The sequence below is a fragment of the Mesorhizobium marinum genome (assembly GCF_040813675.1).
GTDB lineage: Bacteria > Pseudomonadota > Alphaproteobacteria > Rhizobiales > Rhizobiaceae > Mesorhizobium_K > Mesorhizobium_K marinum.
The window spans coordinates 29,318-46,548 of sequence record NZ_JBFOCI010000010.1; the positions used below are offsets into that span (position 1 = coordinate 29,318).

General features: G+C 67.9%; 16 protein-coding genes and 1 riboswitch. Of the genes, 5 read left to right on the top strand and 11 right to left on the bottom strand.

Translation table 11 applies throughout. From position 1 onward, the window contains the following. Both ABUE31_RS21830 and ABUE31_RS21835 read right to left on the bottom strand, forming a co-directional pair. Positions 1 to 644: response regulator transcription factor (locus ABUE31_RS21830; protein ID WP_367725878.1), on the bottom strand; the 644-nt coding region annotated here is incomplete at its 3' end. A 139-nt stretch (positions 645 to 783) separates the two neighbouring features. After that, a complete protein-coding gene (locus ABUE31_RS21835) occupies positions 784 to 1,212 on the bottom strand; it encodes a hypothetical protein (RefSeq protein ID WP_367725879.1) in 429 nt (142 codons plus the stop codon). Positions 1,213 to 1,358: 146 nt separating this feature from the next. Here ABUE31_RS21835 and ABUE31_RS21840 point away from each other — a divergent pair, with 146 nt between their 5' ends. Further along, the gene (locus tag ABUE31_RS21840; protein WP_367725880.1) at positions 1,359 to 1,706 is read left to right on the top strand and encodes a DUF952 domain-containing protein; all 348 of its coding nucleotides are present in this window, start codon (positions 1,359 to 1,361) and stop codon (positions 1,704 to 1,706) included. Continuing rightward, entirely contained in the window at positions 1,706 to 2,800 is a 1,095-nt protein-coding gene (locus ABUE31_RS21845; RefSeq protein ID WP_367725881.1) for a quinone-dependent dihydroorotate dehydrogenase, read from the top strand. The genes ABUE31_RS21840 and ABUE31_RS21845 overlap by 1 nt, the downstream gene beginning before the upstream one ends. On the opposite strand, the gene ABUE31_RS21850 is transcribed toward ABUE31_RS21845, so the two are convergent. The 3 genes from ABUE31_RS21850 to ABUE31_RS21860 all read right to left on the bottom strand — a co-directional run bounded on the left by ABUE31_RS21850 (position 2,795) and on the right by ABUE31_RS21860 (position 5,488). Continuing rightward, positions 2,795 to 4,132, bottom strand: a complete 1,338-nt coding sequence (locus ABUE31_RS21850; protein ID WP_367725882.1) for an MATE family efflux transporter — start codon at positions 4,130 to 4,132, stop codon at positions 2,795 to 2,797. The two genes, ABUE31_RS21845 and ABUE31_RS21850, sit on opposite strands and share 6 nt — an antisense overlap. 90 nt (positions 4,133 to 4,222) lie before the next feature. Then, complete coding sequence (locus tag ABUE31_RS21855) at positions 4,223 to 4,486, bottom strand: DUF6460 domain-containing protein (protein WP_367725883.1); 264 nt, start codon at positions 4,484 to 4,486, stop codon at positions 4,223 to 4,225. 87 nt (positions 4,487 to 4,573) lie between these two features. After that, on the bottom strand, positions 4,574 to 5,488 hold the full coding sequence (locus tag ABUE31_RS21860; RefSeq protein ID WP_367725884.1) for a sugar phosphate isomerase/epimerase family protein: 915 nt from the start codon (positions 5,486 to 5,488) through the stop codon (positions 4,574 to 4,576). A gap of 261 nt (positions 5,489 to 5,749) precedes the next feature. Between ABUE31_RS21860 and ABUE31_RS21865 the strand changes: the two genes are divergently transcribed. After that, entirely contained in the window at positions 5,750 to 6,610 is an 861-nt protein-coding gene (locus ABUE31_RS21865) for an RNA polymerase factor sigma-32 (RefSeq protein ID WP_367725885.1), read from the top strand. Positions 6,611 to 6,616: 6 nt separating this feature from the next. Here ABUE31_RS21865 and ABUE31_RS21870 read toward each other — a convergent pair whose 3' ends face one another. From ABUE31_RS21870 to thiB, 4 genes are all read right to left on the bottom strand, one after another. After that, on the bottom strand, positions 6,617 to 8,140 hold the full coding sequence (locus tag ABUE31_RS21870; RefSeq protein WP_437344176.1) for a M48 family metalloprotease: 1,524 nt from the start codon (positions 8,138 to 8,140) through the stop codon (positions 6,617 to 6,619). A gap of 116 nt (positions 8,141 to 8,256) precedes the next feature. Then, positions 8,257 to 9,012, bottom strand: a complete 756-nt coding sequence (gene thiQ / locus ABUE31_RS21875) for a thiamine ABC transporter ATP-binding protein (protein ID WP_367725886.1) — start codon at positions 9,010 to 9,012, stop codon at positions 8,257 to 8,259. Continuing rightward, complete coding sequence (gene thiP, locus ABUE31_RS21880) at positions 9,009 to 10,673, bottom strand: thiamine/thiamine pyrophosphate ABC transporter permease (RefSeq protein WP_367725887.1); 1,665 nt, start codon at positions 10,671 to 10,673, stop codon at positions 9,009 to 9,011. The genes thiQ and thiP overlap by 4 nt, the downstream gene beginning before the upstream one ends. Continuing rightward, positions 10,649 to 11,650, bottom strand: a complete 1,002-nt coding sequence (gene thiB, locus ABUE31_RS21885; RefSeq protein WP_367725888.1) for a thiamine ABC transporter substrate binding subunit — start codon at positions 11,648 to 11,650, stop codon at positions 10,649 to 10,651. Before thiB ends, thiP begins: the two co-directional genes overlap by 25 nt. Before the next feature lie 44 nt (positions 11,651 to 11,694). Next, positions 11,695 to 11,797: riboswitch (TPP riboswitch) on the bottom strand. A 102-nt stretch (positions 11,798 to 11,899) separates the two neighbouring features. On the opposite strand from thiB, the gene ABUE31_RS21890 reads away from it, so the two are divergent. Beyond that, complete coding sequence (locus ABUE31_RS21890) at positions 11,900 to 12,538, top strand: thiamine diphosphokinase (protein ID WP_367725889.1); 639 nt, start codon at positions 11,900 to 11,902, stop codon at positions 12,536 to 12,538. 7 nt (positions 12,539 to 12,545) lie between these two features. Next, positions 12,546 to 14,348 (top strand): ABC-F family ATP-binding cassette domain-containing protein, encoded by a 1,803-nt coding sequence (locus ABUE31_RS21895; protein WP_367725890.1) that lies wholly within the window; start codon positions 12,546 to 12,548, stop codon positions 14,346 to 14,348. Here ABUE31_RS21895 and ABUE31_RS21900 read toward each other — a convergent pair. Beyond that, complete coding sequence (locus ABUE31_RS21900) at positions 14,345 to 15,859, bottom strand: hypothetical protein (protein WP_367725891.1); 1,515 nt, start codon at positions 15,857 to 15,859, stop codon at positions 14,345 to 14,347. The genes ABUE31_RS21895 and ABUE31_RS21900 overlap by 4 nt on opposite strands. A 72-nt stretch (positions 15,860 to 15,931) precedes the next feature. Beyond that, complete coding sequence (locus tag ABUE31_RS21905) at positions 15,932 to 17,227, bottom strand: adenylosuccinate synthase (protein WP_367725892.1); 1,296 nt, start codon at positions 17,225 to 17,227, stop codon at positions 15,932 to 15,934. Positions 17,228 to 17,231: the final 4 nt, after the last annotated feature.

Sequence of the window (17,231 nt, forward strand, 5' to 3'; positions counted from 1 at the left end):
AGCGGATCGGCGCCGATCCGCGACAGCAGGATCACCGCCTGCGTGCGGCTGTCGACGCCGAGCTTGTGCAGGACAGCCGAGACGTGGGCCTTGATCGTCGCCTCGGACACGCCGAGCTCGTAGGCGATCTGCTTGTTGAGCAGGCCTTCGGCCAGCATGCCGAGCACCCGCGTCTGCTGCGGCGTCAGCGACTGCAGGCGATTGATCAGATCCGAGATGTCGGGATCGCGCTCGACGCCGAGATCGATGCCGGCCGGCGCGGACACGCCGCCGTCGAGCACGGTCTCGACCGCGCGGCGGATGTCTTCCATGCTGGCCGACTTCGAGATGAAGCCTGACGCGCCGAGCTCGAGCGAACGGCGTATGGTGGCAGGATCATCATGGGCGGAGACCACGACAAGCGGGACCGTAGCATTGATGCCGCGCAGCGAAATCAGTCCTGAAAGGCCGGCGGCGCCCGGCATGGCGAGGTCGAGCAGCACTAGGTCCATGTCCTCGGCGCCCGCGACCGACGCCTTGGCGCTGTCGAAATCTCCGGCCTCCAGAATCGTCGCCACATCGCCGATGCCGGCAAGGGCCTGTTTCAGCGCACCACGAAAAAGCGGATGGTCGTCCGCGATCAACACTTTGTAGCCTGACGGCAACATCCCCTCCCCGCGCCCCTCGCCTTATGCCTTGCAGGTGTGCGCTGCCGGATTATGCGACGGCGGCGAGCAATATCAAGCGCCAATGGCGATTTCCTCCGCCATCGGCGATGCAGGCGGAGCCCCCCGGCCAGGCGCGTCAGGTCTTGTTCGCGCCTGGAGCAGGCGTCCGGCCTTGCTCCGCCTCGAAATCCCGCACGATGCCCATGAAGCTGCGGAAGAAACGCTCCATGTAGCCCATGGTCCGGTTGAAGTCCTCTTCCGTCGGCAGCGAGGACTGCGCCTGCGCCGCAGGCGCGCGCTCCAGCCTGGCCACCCGGTCCTCCAGCGACTTGACGCCAGCCTGCAGGCGCTCGATCTCGTCCTGCATGGCGGTGCGTTCGTCCGCGGCCATCCGGCACACCAGTTCGTCCTGGCGCTGCGTGCAGATCGACATCGCGCCGGTGCTGGTATCGAGCCGGACATATCCTTCCGGCGTTTTCTCAAGCCTGTAGCGATCGGTCTCGGCCGATGCGGCGAGCGGGACTGCCAGAAGAAAGGCTAGGGAAAAGAGCGCGACCGGACGCATTGCGACCTCCATTCGCTTGATCGGGCCGAAGCCCGGATCCACCGTGGTGGAAACCTAGCCGATTCTCGGCCCGCTTTGCGCCGAAATTGGGGACGCGCCGTCCACAAAGCCTTCCGCGCGCGGCGCATTCGGCCTATAGGCCGCCCATGGCGACCATCATCTACAAGATCTGCCCCGAAACACTGTGGCGCGAGGCCGAGAAAGCCGGCCGCTTCGACGGCGCGCCGGTCGACACGTCCGACGGTTTCATCCACTTCTCGACAGCAGAGCAGGTCCGCGAAACCGCCGCCAGGCATTTTGCCGGGCAGCAGGGCCTGCTGCTGGTCGCGGTGGACCCGACGCCGCTCGGGCCGGCCCTGAAGTGGGAGGTCTCGCGCGGCGGCGCGCTCTTCCCGCATCTCTATGCGCAACTCGCCCTTTCGGCGGTCCTTTGGATCAAGCCTCTGCCGCTCGACGCCTCCGGCAACCACCAGTTTCCGGCCGACCTACCATGATGCTCGGCGCCATCGAAAAGCTCGGCCGGCGGGCGCTGTTCTGCCTCGACCCCGAAACCGCGCACGGCCTGTCGATCAAGGCACTGAAGGCCGGCGTGCCGGTGGCGCTTGCGCCGCGCCTCGACGCGCGGCTGAAGACGACGGTCGCCGGTATCACGTTCGACAATCCGCTCGGCATGGCAGCCGGCTACGACAAGAACGCCGAAGTGCCGGACGCGCTGTTGCGGCTGGGGTTCGGCTTCGCCGAGGTCGGGACGCTGACGCCGCTGCCACAGGCCGGCAACCCTAGGCCGCGCATCTTCCGCCTCACCGCCGACGGGGCGGTCATCAATCGGCTCGGCTTCAACAACGAGGGCCACGACGCCGCCGAAAGGCGCCTTTCGGAGCGCGCCTGGAGGGCGGGCGTCGTGGGCGTCAACATCGGCGCCAACAAGGACAGCACGGACCGCATCCGCGACTACGTGCTCGGCGTCGAGCGGTTCGCGCCGCTGGCATCCTACCTGACGGTCAACATCTCCTCGCCGAACACGCCGGGCCTGCGCGACATGCAGGCGCGCGCGGCCCTTGCCGAACTGCTGCGGGCGGTGGCAGCCGCCCGGGACGCGGCAGTGCCGGCGGCCGGGCGCAAGACGCCGATATTCCTCAAGATCGCACCGGACCTGCACGACGCCGACTTCGAGGACATCGCCACGGAAGTGATGGAGCGGTCCATCGAGGGGGTCATCGTCTCGAACACGACGACATCGCGCCCCGACCTGCGATCGCCTGACCGCGCCGAGACCGGCGGGCTGTCGGGCCGGCCGCTGTTCGAACGCTCGACCATCGCGCTTGCCAAGATGCGACGTCTGCTGGGACCGAAGCACGCGGTCGTCGGGGTCGGCGGGGTGGACTCGACCGAAACAGCGCTCGAGAAGATCCGCGCCGGCGCCGATCTGGTGCAGTTCTATACCGGCATGGTCTATGCCGGACCGGCGCTTCCCGGCCAGATCGTCAAGGGCTTCTCGAAATTCCTGGACCGGGAAGGCCTTCGCTCGCTTGCCGACATCCGCGACAGCCGGCTGGACCACTGGGCCGACAGGCCGCTGCAGCTATAGCCCGGCGCGCATGCGCACGCGCAGCAGCGCCAGCAGGCCCAGCCCGCGCGCGAGCAGGAAGATGTGCAGCGCCGCCCACAGCCCGGCATTGCCGAATGCCGTGCCGAGCGAGAGCAGGGCGAGCGCGAATACCAGGAACGAGGCGAGCATCACGTTGCGCATGTCGCGCGACCACGTGGCTCCGATGAAGACACCGTCCATCTGGAAGGCGAGCACGCCGCTGACCGCCGTCATCGCGGCCCACGGAAGGTAGGCGGCCGCGACAGCCCTGACGTCTTCGGCGGTCGTGATGAGCGCAACGAGTTCGAGGCCGAAGGCGAGCGTGACGACGCTGGCCAGGCCGGCCAGCGCGAAACCCCAGATCGACGTCAGCCTGACCGCTTCTCGCAGGCCGTCGCGGTAGCGCGCGCCGACCGCCCGCCCTGCGAGCTGTTCGGCGGCCGTCGCGAACCCGTCGAGGAAGAAACTCGCCACCATGAAGAAGTTCATCAACACCGCGTTGGCGGCCAGCGTCACCGTGCCGAACTGCGCGCCCTGGCGGGTGAAGAGGGCGAATGCTGCCAGCAGGGTGAAGGAGCGGATCATGATGTCGCGGTTGAGCGAGATCATGCGGCCGAACGCCTGGCGGTCGAGGATGCGGGCGAGGCCGATCCCCGGCGCACCGGAAAACCGTCGAACGACGATGGCCAGCCCGAGGATCGAAGCGGCCAGTTCCCCGCCGACCGTGCCCCAGGCGACGCCCTCCAGCCCCCAGCCCAGCTTCAGTCCGAGGATGACCGAGAGCAGGATGTTGACGCCGTTGAGGGTGATTTGCAGCAGCAGCGCGAGAAAACCCTCGCCACGCCCCAGGACGTAGCCAAGCACGGCATAGTTGACGAGCGTCAGCGGCGCCGCCAGGAGCCGGATGCGGACATAGGCCTCCATCGCCGAGCCGACGGCCGGTTCGGCCGCGATGAACCACTGGCCGACAAGCACGAAAACCGGAGCAAGCAGGGCGAGCGCCGCGCCGGCGACCACGGCAATCGCAAAGGCGCGCCAGAAGACGGCCTGCTCCTCCGGCGCATCGCCGCGGCCGAAAGCCTGGGCGACCAGGCCGGTCGTGCCGGAGCGGACGAAGTTGAAGGTGGTGAAGACCACGTCGAAGACGAGGGCGCCGGTGGCGAGGCCGCCGATCAGGGCGGCGTCACCGAACTGGCCGACGACCGCCGTATCGACAAGGCCGAGGAGCGGCGTGGTGAGGTAGGCGAGCGTCATCGGCACGGCAATCGCCAGCACCGAGCGGTGCGTCACCGAAAACGGCCGGGTCGCCACGGAAGAGGCAGGCTGGTCCAAACGAGATCCCTTTCGGGCGACCTCCTGCCTCAGCTTGCGGCCATGCGCAATCGCCGGCGCGCGCTGGGCCAACCGAAAGGTGACGGCGCGTCAGCGCCGGTAGCTGAACAGCCTGAGGATGATGAAGGCCGGCACGACGATCGCCGCGCCGAGCAGAAAGTAGCCGACGAAGCGCTCGATTGCCCGGAAGCCCATGTTCCAGATGTCGAGGAAGAAGTCGCGGATGCCGTAGAGCACGTCGAAGGGCGACCAGCCGAAGGCATGCATGACCACCCCCACCAGGAAGGAGATGACGATCAGCTTGATCAGCACGCGAAGCGGCGAATCGCCCAGGAAGCGGTCAAATGCCGACAAGATCAGTCTCCAGTGCAGTCCAGCCGCCCCGAAATACGCATTTGCACGACCGCGTTCAAGCCGCTGCCGCGCAAGACGCCCCCGAGACTACTTCACGAAGGGCCGCAGCACGTCGCGCGCAAGCAGGAAGCCGCGCTTGACCGCCTCGTCGGTTCCCTCGAAACGGCGATCCTCATGTTCGATGATGACCGGGCCGTCATAGCCGGCACGGTACAGGCCCGAGAAGAAGCCGCTCCAGTCGACCTCGCCGAGCCCGGGCATGCGCGGAATCTGCCAGCCCATGCCAGCCGACATGATGCCGCGCTCGTAGAGGCCGTCGCGGTCGATCATCAGGTCCTTGGCGTGGACATGGAACATGTGCGCGCCGAACTCGCGGATGAAGCGGCCCTGGTCGATCATCTGCCAGACCAGGTGCGACGGATCGAAGTTCATGCCGACCTCGCCCTTCCAGACATCGAGAATGCGGCGCCAGACCTCCGGCGAATAGGCGATGTTGTGTCCGCCCGGCCACTCGTCCCGGCTGAAGATCATCGGGCAATTCTCGAAGGCGAGCCTGACGCCGTGGTCGCGCGCATAGGCGATGACGTCCGGCCAGACCTTCTCCGCCTGCTTCCAGTTCGCGTCGACGTCCTGCGCGGCGTCGCCGCCGCAGAAGGTGTTGACAAGACCGACGCCCATCGCGCCGGCAGCGGCGATGACCTTGCGGAGGTGGTCGAGCACGGTCTCGCGGTGACCGGCGTCCGGGTGCAGCGGGTTCGGATAATAGCCGAGCGCGGAGACCGTCAGGCCCTTGGCGGCGAGCTGGCCGACGATTTCCCTGCCCTGGCCGACCGAAATCGCAGCGACATCGATGTGCGAGGTTCCCGCGTAGCGGCGCGCCGGTCCGGCCGAGACCGGCCAGCAGGCGATCTCAAGCGATTCGAAGCCTTCCGAACTCGCCCAGTCGGCGACCTCACCAAGCGGCATCTCCGGAAACGGCGCAGTCAGCAGTCCAAGCTTCACGATAAGTCTCCCCCAGTCGTTTTTTCCCGCTGCGCCGACGCGAAGGCGGCGCCGCCGAGGCACGCTTATCGGACGGAAGCGACGTTCCTGGCAAGTGCGCCACGGGTCGCGGCGAGTTGGGATCCCCGCCTGTTTGCCAGGAACAGATACCTTAGGAACCTTTTCGGGCTCGCCGCGTTTGCCGTTTTTGCGTGCGCCGTCAGGCGCGAAATTTGTGCGGCACGGTATCTCAATCGCGCCGATCCAAGACGGGAGCGCCGCGTGACCCGGGAAACCATCGACCGACGACTGGCGAGGGCCGCGATGCAGGCGCCCTACCTGGAACGCAGCGAGGAATACGAACTCGCCATTCGCTGGAAGGAAAAGAGCGACCAGCAGGCGCTCAACCGGATCACCCTCTCCCACATGCGCCTGGTCATCGCGATGGCTTCCAAGTTCCGTAATTTCGGGCTGCCGCTGGGCGACCTCATCCAGGAAGGGCATGTCGGCCTGCTCGAGGCAGCCGCCCGCTTCGAGCCCGAGCGAGAGGTGCGCTTCTCGACATATGCGAGTTGGTGGATCCGGGCCTCCATCCAGGACTACATCCTGCGCAACTGGTCGATCGTTCGCGGCGGCACGAGTTCCCAGCAGAAGTCCCTGTTCTTCAACCTGCGCCGGCTCAGGGCGCGGCTCGCGCAGGGATCGCAGGCGCTGACCAACGACGCCATCCACCGCGAGATCGCCATCGCGCTGCGGGTGTCAGAGGCCGACGTCGCGCTGATGGATGCGCGCCTGTCGGGGTCCGACACGTCGCTCAACGCGCCGCTCTCGGAAGAAGCAGGCTCGTCGGCCGAGCGTTCGGACTTCCTGGTGTCCGACGACCCCCTGCCCGACGCGATCGTCGAGGAGACTATCGACGTCGAACGCCGCAGCGTCTGGCTCAGGCAGGCGCTGGGGGTGCTCAACACGCGCGAGATGACGATCATCGAGCAGCGAAGGCTGACCGAAGACGGCGCCACGCTGGAAGCGCTCGGCGACGCGCTCGGCATCTCGAAAGAGCGGGTGCGACAGATCGAGAACCGGGCGCTGGAAAAGCTGAAGGCCGCGCTGACCAGCCAGGGGGGCGGTTTCCTCGCGGCCTGACCGGCGTCAGCTGTCGGTAATGATCTTGACCTTGTCTCCGGCCGAAACCGACGCGCCCGGCGCAAGCGCGTTGAGGACGCGGAACAACTCGAGCTTCCGGTCGACGCCGACCATCGTGGCGGCGATCGAGCCGACCGTCTGGCCGGGCTTGACCGTGACGACCCTGACCCTGAGCGGCTTGAGAGACGCCTTTTCCCGCGCCGACAGGATCTTGAAGCTTCCGCCGACGGTCTGCGCCACCGCGTCGAGCCGATCGCTGCCCAGGGGTGCGGCCGTCAGCAGCCGGTATACCTGCCCGCCAGCCCTCACCACGGTGATGTCGAACTTCCAGCCGTCGGCCGCGGCGCGAGCGGTCGCGGCTTCATTGCCGTTGATCGTCACCGCGCGCACGCTGGACGGGTCGAGCCCGGCCACCCAGCCCGAACGGATGTAGTCGGGCAGCTTGGTGCGCGAGGCGAGCGCGACGCCGTCGAAGCGAACCGCGAGGTCGCCGGGCCCGGTCGCCGTCACCGCTGCGGCGCTGTTGTCGATGACGAAGCCGGGCGGCACGGAGAACGAGACGCCGAGGCGCGGGTGGAGGAACGTGTTGCCCCGAACGAACCCCTCTTCCGGCGTGTCGCCATAGAGCAGCCCGTCAATGCCGGCGAGGAAGGAATCGCGATCACGGCTGCCCTGCCCCGCCGCGCCGATCTGGCGCGCATGCCGTTGGGCAAGATCTATGCGCTGCGGCGCGTTGGGGTGGCTCGCCAGGAAGTCCAGGCTGGCGTCCGTCGCGCCGCTGACCGAACGGAAATCGGTGTATGCCGACATCGACTGCAGGAACCGTCCCGCCGCATAGGGGTCGAAACCTGCCTGGCCGCTGGTCCTGATGCCGATTGCGTCGGCCTCCAGTTCCTGGTTGCGCGAGAACTGGGCCATGCGCAGCTTGCCGCGCAGCAGCGCGACGTTGGCGTTCTGGTTGTTGCCGAGAACGTCGGTGACCACCCTGGTGGCGATCACCTCCTCGGCTTCCTTCTGCTGGCGCTGCAGCCCGTGATTGGCGGTGACATGGCCCATTTCGTGCGCCACGACCGCCGCCAGTTCGGCCGAGTCGTTGGCCAGCGCCAGCAGCCCACGGGTGATGTAGAGATAGCCGCCCGGAAGCGCGAAGGCGTTGACGTTGGGCGAGTTCAGGATGGTGATGCGGTAGGTCTGCCCCGGATTGCCCGAGACCGTGGTCAGGCTGCCGACGACCTTGGCGACCATCCGCTCGAGCTTCGGATCCGAATATTCGCCGCCATAGGTGGCCAGGATGCGCGGATGCTGGGCGCGGGCGAGTTCGGCCAACCGATCGTTGCGAGAGACCGAATCGACCGTGACCGGGGTTTCCGACGGCCTGAACGCCGATTCCTTGATGCCGCCGGACGTCGACAGGCCGGACAGCGCCTGGCAGCCGGCGAACAACGCCGAAAGCCCCGCCGCGGCGGCGAGGCGCGCAACGTGGTTCAGCGGGCGGGACGACCGCGAACTGGTCCCTCCTCGGCTGATCATAGGAACCGGCAGCTCCTTTCGGTCGACGCACCAATTTGGGAGAGAGGCGCGGTCACAAACTGTTTCGGGGTCACCAATAGCACGAAATGGCCCCCGAAATGCGATGTGGCCGTAAATTATGTCGGCTTGCGGGCAAACTTCGTGAAGTCGGACCCGATATAGCGCCGGAACGCCTCAGGCGCACCATCGGCGAAGAAGCTGTCGGTCGCACCCGCCGCAACGACGACGCCCTGCTCCAGGAAGACGACCTCGTCGGCGACGCGCCGCGCGTCCTCCGGCTGGTGCGTCACGAAAAGCGTGGTCATGCGGCGCTCGGCCTGCAGGCCGAGCAGGAGTTCGAGCATGTCGGAGCGCAGGGCCGGCCCGAGCGAGCCGAACGGCTCGTCGAGCAGCAGGACCGGGCGGTTGCGGACCAGCACGCGGGCCAGCGCGACCCGCTGGCGCTCGCCGCCCGACAACTCGCGGGGGAGCCGGTGCTCCTTGCCCGAAAGGCCGGTGCGCCACAGCGCCTCGGCGATTGCCATGTCGTCGGCCTCGTCGAGACGGAGCGAGGGCGAACGGCCGAGGCCGACGTTCTTCCTGACGTCGAGGTGGGCGAAGAGGTTATTCTCCTGGAACACCATCGACACCGGTCGCGCCGCCGGCGGCAGGCCGGTGACGTCTTCGCCGCCGATGAGAACGCGGCCTGCCGCCGGGGTCTCGAACCCGGCGACAAGGTTGAGCAGGGTCGACTTGCCCGAACCGCTCGGGCCCATCACCGCCGTGACGGCGCCCGCCCGGCATTCGACATCGAAACGCATCGCCGCATCGCCGTAGGTGAAGCGCACCTTGTCGAGGCGCACCGCGACGCTGTTCGCCTTGCTGACGTTCATGCCGCCCTCGTTCCCCCGAACCGATCCGCCGCGAAAACGAGAGCCAGGCAAAGGAGGCCGAGAAGCAGCGCCAGGCCCGCAGCGTCCTCGGTCCTGTAGGATCCCATTCTTGCAAGCAGAAGATAGGGCAGCGTCTGCACCGAGTCGCTGCCGAAAAGCGCGATGACGCCGAGATCGCCGAGCGAAAGCGCCATGGCGAAGGCCAGTCCGGTCGCAACGGGTCTTCGCAGCGCCGGCCAGTCGATCAACCTGGCGCGGTTCCACCCGGCAATGCCGAGTTGCGCGCAGAGCCGGTCATTGCGCTCGCCGGCGGCGTCGTAGGCCGGGCGTATCGCCCGGATCACGAACGGCATGGCCATGACGGCATTGACCGTGACGACCATGACGGGCGCGACCGCGAACAACAGGTCGGTGTGCCGAAGCAGCACGAACCAGCCGGCGCCGATGACGATCGGCGGCACGACGAGCACGAAGCCCGCGCCGGTGCCTGCAGCGCTTTCGAAGAACCTTCCGGCCGGGGAACGCGCGCCGGACGCCGCGCGCCGCGCGGCGGCCAGCGACAACGCCAGCGCAACCGACAGGAGCGCCGACAGCACGGCGAGCGCGATGCTCGTCGCCGCCGCCTGCCGCACCGCGGCTTCGCCGGCCAGCCTGCCCAGGTCGGCGCCCAGCCCGGCGATCAGCGTCGCCGCCATCGGTGCGGCGACGAAGACGAGCGCGGCGACGATGATCGCGGCATTGGCCGCGGCCTCCGCCGCGCCGACGACGACGAACTTCCTCGGCGCTACCGGAAGGTTGACGTCGATCGCCGTGCTGGCGCCGAGCCGCGTCAGGGCAAGCACGACGACGCCGGTCAAGGCGATCTGCAGCGCGGTGAAGGTGACCGCGCGCGCCGGATCGAAGTCGAAGCGCAGCGCCTGGTAGATCGCCACCTCGAGAGTGGTCGCCGCAGGTCCCCCTCCGAGCGTCAGCACGATCGTGAAGGAGGTGATGCAGAGCATGAAGACCAACCCCGCGACGCCGGGGATCGCCGTTCGTATGGCCGGCCATTCGACAAGCCGGAACGTGGACCCCGCGCCCATGCCCAACTGGCTCGCCAGCCGCCACTGGTCGGCCGGCAGCGTGTCTAGCGCCTCCAGGAAAAGCCGGGTCGCCAACGGCAGGTTGAAGAAGACATGCGCAACGAGAATGCCGGAGAGGCCGTAGATCCCAGGCCAGGCGGCCCCGCCGGCGAGCGCCGAAAGCGGCGTCGCGAGGAGCCCTGCGCGGCCGAGCAGCGCCAGCATGCCGAGCGCCGCGACGATGGCGGGGATCGCCAGCGGCAGGGCAAACAGCCTGAGGATGAGCGCGCGCCCCGGGAACGCGGGGTGGCGCGACAAGGCCCGGGCGACCAGGATGGCCGGCGCCACCGACAGGACGGTCGAAAGGGTCGCCTGCCAGAGCGTGAACCAGACGACCCGCGCGAGGTAGGGATCGAGCGCCGCGACGGCGCCGCCAAAGTCGCGCGCGCCCTCCGCGATCAGCCCGGCAAAGGCCCCGCCGATGAGCAGGCCAATGCCTCCCAGCGCGAGCGCGCCGGCGACGATCCGGCCGTCCCTCCCCTGCACGAGGGGAGGTGAAGGGCGCGGCGGTCGCGTCACCGGCTCATCGCTGCCAGCCATTCGTCAACCCAGTCCTTGCGGTTCGCGGCGACTTCATCTGGCGTGAAGAGCAGGGTCTTGACCGGCTGCGGCAGCTTGCCGAAGGCCGGGTCGAGCGGCTTGTCGGTGCGCCCGGCGGGAAGCATCCAGTTGGTCTCGGGAATGACGTCCTGGAAGCCGGGGCCGGTCATGAACGCGATGAAGCGGGCCGCGAGCGGATTCTTCGCGCCCTTGGTGGTGATGCCGGCCACCTCGATCTGCAGGTAATTGCCTTCGGCGAAGGCGAGCGCCTTGTAGCGCTCGGTGCCTTCGGCGACCATGTGGTAGGCCGGCGAGGTTGTGTAGGACAACACCATCGGAGCCTCGCCCTTGGTGAACAGGCCATAGGCTTCGCTCCAGCCCGGGGTCACCGTCAGGACGCGATCCTTCAGCTTGGCCCATGCTTCCCCAGCCTTGTCGCCATAGACCGCCTTGACCCAGAGGACCAGCCCGAGGCCGGGCGTCGACGTGCGGGGGTCCTGCAGCACGATCTTCTGGCTCGGGTCGCCATCCACCAGTTCGGCCAGGCTCGCCGGCGGGTTCGCCAGCTTCTCGGAGTCGTAGACGACTGCGAAATGGGCGTAGTCGTAGGGCACGAAGACGTCGTCGCTCCAGCCGCCAGGGACGTCGATCGATGCGAGATCGACGCCGGAGGGCGAAAACAGGCCGGTCGCGGCGGCCTCGGCCGTCAGGTTGGTGTCGAGGCCGAGCACGATGTCGGCCTTGGTGGCGCTGCCTTCCAGCTTCAGCCGGTTGAGCAGGGCGACGCCATCGGCAACCGCGACGAACTCGACATCGCAGCCGCAATCGGCCTCGAACGCCTTCTCCACCTGCGGACCCGGCCCCCATTCGGAGGTGAAGCTGTCATAGGTATAGATCGTCAGCTTGTCCTGGGCCACGGCGGGCAGGACCGAGAGGCCGATGGCGAAAGCGAAAACGGAACAGAGACTTGTGCGCATCAGCGCCTCCTTCGTTATTGGGTTGAAGGGAAGAAAGGCGCCGGGTTTCCGAAGCGTCTAATCCCTCCGCCGGTACAAGCCGGATCAGGTTCAGCGGGTTGGCTTTTGCCTCTCAGCCGGTCACGTCCGGCACCCCGTTAGAGCGGCCCGACAAATAGTGCCCAAGCCTTAGGCAGGCAAGCGTTTCTTTTGGATTCGGGCGGCTTTGCGCCTTCCAATTTCGGCACGGCGCATGGTAAGGGCGTCGCCATGAGCAGATTTGTCATCCTCCTCGGCGGCAGGCTGGTGCGCACACCGCGCCTCGACGCCCAGTTGGCGGGCGCCCGCGTGATCGCCGCGGACGCCGGGATGACGCATGCCAAGACGCTCGGCATCACGCCGGAACTGTGGGTCGGCGATTTCGATTCATCGACCGCCGAACTGGCGGCGGAATACGCCCACATCCCGCAGAGCCGCTACCCCGAGGAAAAGGACAACACGGACGGCGAGCTTGCGGTTACCGAGGCGCTGAAGCGGGGCGCGACGTCGCTCGTGCTCGCCGGCGCCTTCGGCGGCCGCGTCGACCATGCGTTCCTGCATGTCGCGCTTGCCATCCGCCGCGCCAAGGAAGGCCTGCCGGTGGTGATCACCAGCGGCAACCAGGAGGCGCATCCGCTGCTGCCGGGCGCGCGCGACTTCGACTTCGACGATGGCACCCAGTTCAGCATCCTCGGCTTCTCGCACCTGTCCGGCGTCACCGTGATGGGCGCGCGCTGGCCGCTCGATGGCGTCGAGATTCCGTTCGGCTCGTCGCTCACCCTTTCCAACGAAGTGCGCGGCGACCTGCGCATCTCGATCGGGGTCGGACGCGCGCTGCTGCTTGCCCATCCCTACCCGGGCGACCTCTAGCCTTCCGATGCCACCTCCCCTCCTGACGCTGGACGGCATCCTGCTGACATTTGGCGGCGCGCCGCTGCTCGACGGCGCCGAACTGTCGGTCTCGGCCGGCGACCGCATCGCTCTGGTCGGCCGCAACGGTTCGGGCAAGTCCACCCTGCTGAAGGTCGCCGCCGGCCTCGTGGAACCCCAGGACGGCAAGGTGTTCCGGCACCCCTCGGCAACGGTGCGCTACCTGCCGCAGATGCCTGACATGGATGGTTTCGAGACCGTGCGCGCCTATGTGGAGGCGGGACTCGGACCGGCCGACGACCCGCACCGCGCGGCCTACCTGCTCGACCATCTCGGCCTCGACGGCGAGGCCAGGCCGGACACGCTGTCCGGCGGCGAGGCCCGGCGCGCGGCACTTGCCCGCGTGATGGCGCCGGAACCCGACATCCTGCTTCTCGACGAACCAACCAACCATCTCGACCTGGCCACCATCGAGTGGCTGGAGGAGGAACTCGTCCGCTCGTCGTCGGCGCTGATGCTGATCTCCCACGACCGCCGGTTCCTCGAACGCGTCAGCCGCGCCACCGTCTGGCTGGACCGCGGGCGAACCCGCCGGCTCGACAAGGGATTTTCACATTTCGAGGAATGGCGCGATACGATCCTCGAGGAGGAGGAGCGCGAGCAGCACAAGCTCGGGCGCCAGATCGTTCGCGAGGAACACTGGCTGCGCTACGGCGTGACGGCGCGGCGCAAGCGCAACATGCGCCGGCTGGGCGAACTCCAGACCATGCGCCAGGCGTTCCGCGCGCACCGCGGCGCCGAGGGCGTCGCCACGATGGCGGCAAGCGACGCGGCGGAATCCGGTAAACTCGTCATCGAGGCCAAGTCGATCGCCAAGAGTTTTGGCGACCTCAAGGTCGTCGACGATTTCTCGATCCGCATCCAGCGCGGCGACCGGGTCGGTCTGGTCGGCCCCAACGGAGCCGGCAAGACGACGCTTCTGAAAATGCTGACAGGGGAACTGGAACCCGATTCCGGCAGCGTGCGGCTCGGGGTCAATCTCGATATCGCGACGCTCGACCAGAAGCGGGCGGTCGACCCGAACGAGACGCTTGCACATTTCCTGACCGACGGGCGCGGCGAGACGCTGCTTGTCAATGGCGAGGAACGCCATGTCGTCGCCTACATGAAGGACTTCCTGTTCAAGCCCGAGGCGGCGCGGACCCCGATCCGCGAGCTGTCGGGCGGCGAGCGGGCGCGGCTGATCCTGGCGCGCGTCCTGGCCCGCCCGGCCAATCTCCTGGTGCTGGACGAGCCCACCAACGACCTCGACATGGAAACGCTGGAGCTCCTGCAGGAACTCATCACCGGCTTCCCCGGCACCGTCCTGCTGGTCAGCCATGACCGCGACTTCCTGGATCGAACCGTGACGAGCGTGATCGCGCCGGACGGCGCCGGACGCTGGATCGAATATGCCGGCGGCTATTCGGACATGCTGGCGCAGCGCGGCGGGGCCAAGCTGGAAGACCGCAAGGCACAGGCCCGCGCGCCCGCGCCGGAGAAGGCCGTCGAACGCCAGCCCAAGGCCGCCGCGAAGAAGCTCTCCTACAAGCAGAAGTTCTCGCTCGAGACACTGCCAGGCAGGATGGAAGCCGTGACGACCTCCATCTCGACGCTCGAGAACCAGCTCGCCGACCCGTCCTTCTACGAGAAGAACCCGGCTTCCTTCGCCAAGACCATCGCGGCCTTGGAAAAGGAGCGGCAGACGCTGTCAGCCATGGAAGAAGAGTGGCTGGAACTGGAGATGCTGCGGGAAGAGCTGGAAGGCTAGCCGGGCGAATCGGCGGGAGCGGCCGACGAACTGGCCGACGCCGCCGCCCAAGCCTTGAGCGCCTCGTCGAACACCTTGTCGCCCGGCACGCCCTTTTCCATTGTGAAGAGCGCGCGACGCCCCGACTTGTAGACGACCGGGATATCGATCCAGCTCTGGCGGCGAAGCAGCGTCAGGTTGGCGTTGGTCTCGGCCTTGCCGTCGTTCAGCGCGACCAGGAAGAAGCCATCGGCGATCTTCGCCGGGATGCCGATCAGCGGATTGCCGGCCTCCTGCTCGGAACCCTTCATGGCGACGCGCAGGATGTTGTCGATGCCGCCGCCCGGGAAGCCTTCAGGCGTCAGGAAGATCATCTCGATGATGTGGCTGGCCGGCAGCGACTGGTCGGCATTGCGCTTGATCGTCATGCGAAGCTTGACGTCCTTGCCGGTGATCGTCGCCTCGGCGCGGATCGCCGGCTCGGGCGGCAGGTTGCCCCCGGGCGATTCCTGCACGAGCGACCACACCGTGGTGCCCGGCTCGGCCGAGCCTTCGGCAGCGCTCGTGCGCTCCTCGTAGAAGATCGCCTTCTGCGCGACGGCGAGCGTGGCGTCCGAAGCGGCAGCGTCGGGGGCAGCCGCCTGGTCCGTGGCGGCCGGCGCCGCGTCCCCTCCGTCGGGGGCGGCAGCGGGATCGACCGTCATCGGCGGGTTGACGCCCGGCGGCTGCGTCAGCGCGGACACCGACGTGCCTTCGCCGACGGTCGCGCCACCGTTTGCGGGACCGGGATCGCTCTCGGTGCCCTCCGGCGTCAGGCGCTGCGTGAACTTCGGCGTCTCGCTGGTCTGGATCGGCGGCGCGTTGGCGGCCGCATCCTGGGCCGGCGCCGGCGGAGTGGTTTCCGCGGTCTGCGAACCGCCCATCCCGAACAGGTCACCGAATGCGTCGCGGTTGAGCCATATGCCGTAGCCGCCGCCAGCGATGACGGCGAGCAGCACGGCGGCGACCAGAAGGGGCGCCAGGCTACGCCGCCGCGCCGGCTCCTGCCGGGCGCGGGCGTATTCCATATGCTCGTCATCCGCCTCGATGCTCGACGGGTCGGGCTGCGGCTGGCGCGGCGGAGGCGGAGCCGGCTGGCGCATCGGCGGAGCCGGCGGCGGCGTGGCGGGCTGCCGGGCGGCCGGGGCCGCAGGGCGAGCCGGCATCGAGGGCGGCGGCGACGGCCGCGCGCCGGTCTTGACCACCGGGCGTTCCAGTTCCTTGGGTTGCGGGTTCTTGAGCGACGCGAAGACGTCTTCCAGTTCCGCCAGGGGATCGGAACTGGCGGCGTAGCCGCGCTCGATCGACGCGATGGCGTCTTCCAGCGCGCGGCGCTGGCGATCTGCGACGCTGGGCGGCGGCGGCGGGTTGATGGCGGCCAGCTTGGCGGCGACCGTCTGGCGCGCCTTGTCGTAGACACGCTGACGGGTCGCCGGCGTGGTTTCACCCATGCCGTCGAGGGTCTTTTTCAGAACCGCTACGAAATCTGCCATTCCATTCGACCTGTGTGCCGGTACCCGCGATGCGTTAAGTCATTGACCGAATTATGCCGGGGAGCTCATTAACTAATCTTGAAACGGGTCCGTCACAAGTATCGTGTCGTCCCGCTCCGGGCTTGTGGACAGAAGCGCCACCGGAGCCCCGATCAGTTCCTCGATGTAGCGAACGTACTTCACCGCCTGCGCCGGAAGGTCGTTCCAGCTGCGCGCGCCGGCCGTCGTTCCCGACCAGCCTTCGAGCGTCTCGTACACCGGCTCGACCCTCGCCTGCGCGCCCTGGCTGGCCGGCAGATAGTCGATGACCTCGCCGTCCAGCAGGTAGCCGACGCACACCTTGATCTCTTCGAGACCGTCGAGGACATCCAGCTTTGTCAGCGCTATGCCCTTGATTCCGTTGACTGCGACGGCCTGGCGGACGAGCACGGCGTCGAACCAGCCGCAGCGGCGCTTGCGTCCCGTGACGACGCCGAATTCGTGCCCGCGCGTACCCAGGAACTCGCCGACCTCGTTCTGCTGCTCGGTCGGGAACGGCCCCTCGCCCACGCGCGTCGTATAGGCCTTGGTGATGCCGAGCACGTAGTCGATCGCGCTCGGTCCGACGCCCGAACCAGCGGCGGCCTGCCCGGCGACCGTGTTCGACGAGGTGACGAAGGGATAGGTGCCATGATCGATGTCGAGCAGGGTCCCCTGGGCGCCCTCGAAGAGAATTCGCTTGCCGGCGCGGCGGTGATCGTCGAGCACCTTCCACACCCGGTCCATGTAGGGCAGGACCTTGTCGGCAACCGAAGTGAGTTCGTCGAGGATCGTCTGCGGATCGCATTCGGCCTCGCCGAGGCCGCGCCTCAGCGGATTGTGATGGGCGAGCAGACGGTCGACCTTGGCCGGCAGCGTGGCGGGGTCGGCGAGGTCCATGATGCGGATCGCGCGACGGCCCACCCGATCCTCATAGGCCGGGCCGATGCCGCGTCCAGTCGTTCCGATCTTCGTGCCCTTGGCGGCCTTCGCCTCGCGCATCCGGTCCAGTTCCCCGTGCAGGGACAGGATAAGCGCCGTGTTTTCGGCGATTTTCAGGCGATCGGGCTTCACGTCGACGCCTTCGGCCCGCAGCTTCGCGAGTTCGGAGACAAACGCATGCGGATCGAAGACGACGCCGTTGCCGATGATCGACAGCTTGCCGGGGCGGACCACGCCGGATGGCAGAAGGGACAGCTTGTAGACCTTGCCGTCGATGACAAGCGTGTGGCCGGCATTGTGGCCGCCCTGGAAGCGCACGACCACGTCGGCGCGTTCCGACAGCCAGTCGACGATCTTGCCCTTGCCCTCGTCGCCCCACTGGGAGCCGACGACCACCACGTTGGCCATGATA

Bases quoted from the DNA above. Each gene is read 5' to 3' on its own strand.
- ABUE31_RS21835 (WP_367725879.1), bottom strand. From the start codon at position 1,212: ATGCGTCCGGTCGCGCTCTTTTCCCTAGCCTTTCTTCTGGCAGTCCCG.
- ABUE31_RS21870 (WP_437344176.1), bottom strand. From the start codon at position 8,140: ATGATCAGCCGAGGAGGGACCAGTTCGCGGTCGTCCCGCCCGCTGAAC.
- thiP (WP_367725887.1), bottom strand. From the start codon at position 10,673: ATGGCTGGCAGCGATGAGCCGGTGACGCGACCGCCGCGCCCTTCACCT.
- ABUE31_RS21905 (WP_367725892.1), bottom strand. From the start codon at position 17,227: ATGGCCAACGTGGTGGTCGTCGGCTCCCAGTGGGGCGACGAGGGCAAG.
- thiB (WP_367725888.1), bottom strand. From the start codon at position 11,650: ATGCGCACAAGTCTCTGTTCCGTTTTCGCTTTCGCCATCGGCCTCTCG.
- ABUE31_RS21895 (WP_367725890.1), top strand. From the start codon at position 12,546: ATGCCACCTCCCCTCCTGACGCTGGACGGCATCCTGCTGACATTTGGC.
- ABUE31_RS21845 (WP_367725881.1), top strand. From the start codon at position 1,706: ATGCTCGGCGCCATCGAAAAGCTCGGCCGGCGGGCGCTGTTCTGCCTC.
- ABUE31_RS21840 (WP_367725880.1), top strand. From the start codon at position 1,359: ATGGCGACCATCATCTACAAGATCTGCCCCGAAACACTGTGGCGCGAG.
- thiQ (WP_367725886.1), bottom strand. From the start codon at position 9,012: ATGAACGTCAGCAAGGCGAACAGCGTCGCGGTGCGCCTCGACAAGGTG.
- ABUE31_RS21890 (WP_367725889.1), top strand. From the start codon at position 11,900: ATGAGCAGATTTGTCATCCTCCTCGGCGGCAGGCTGGTGCGCACACCG.
- ABUE31_RS21900 (WP_367725891.1), bottom strand. From the start codon at position 15,859: ATGGCAGATTTCGTAGCGGTTCTGAAAAAGACCCTCGACGGCATGGGT.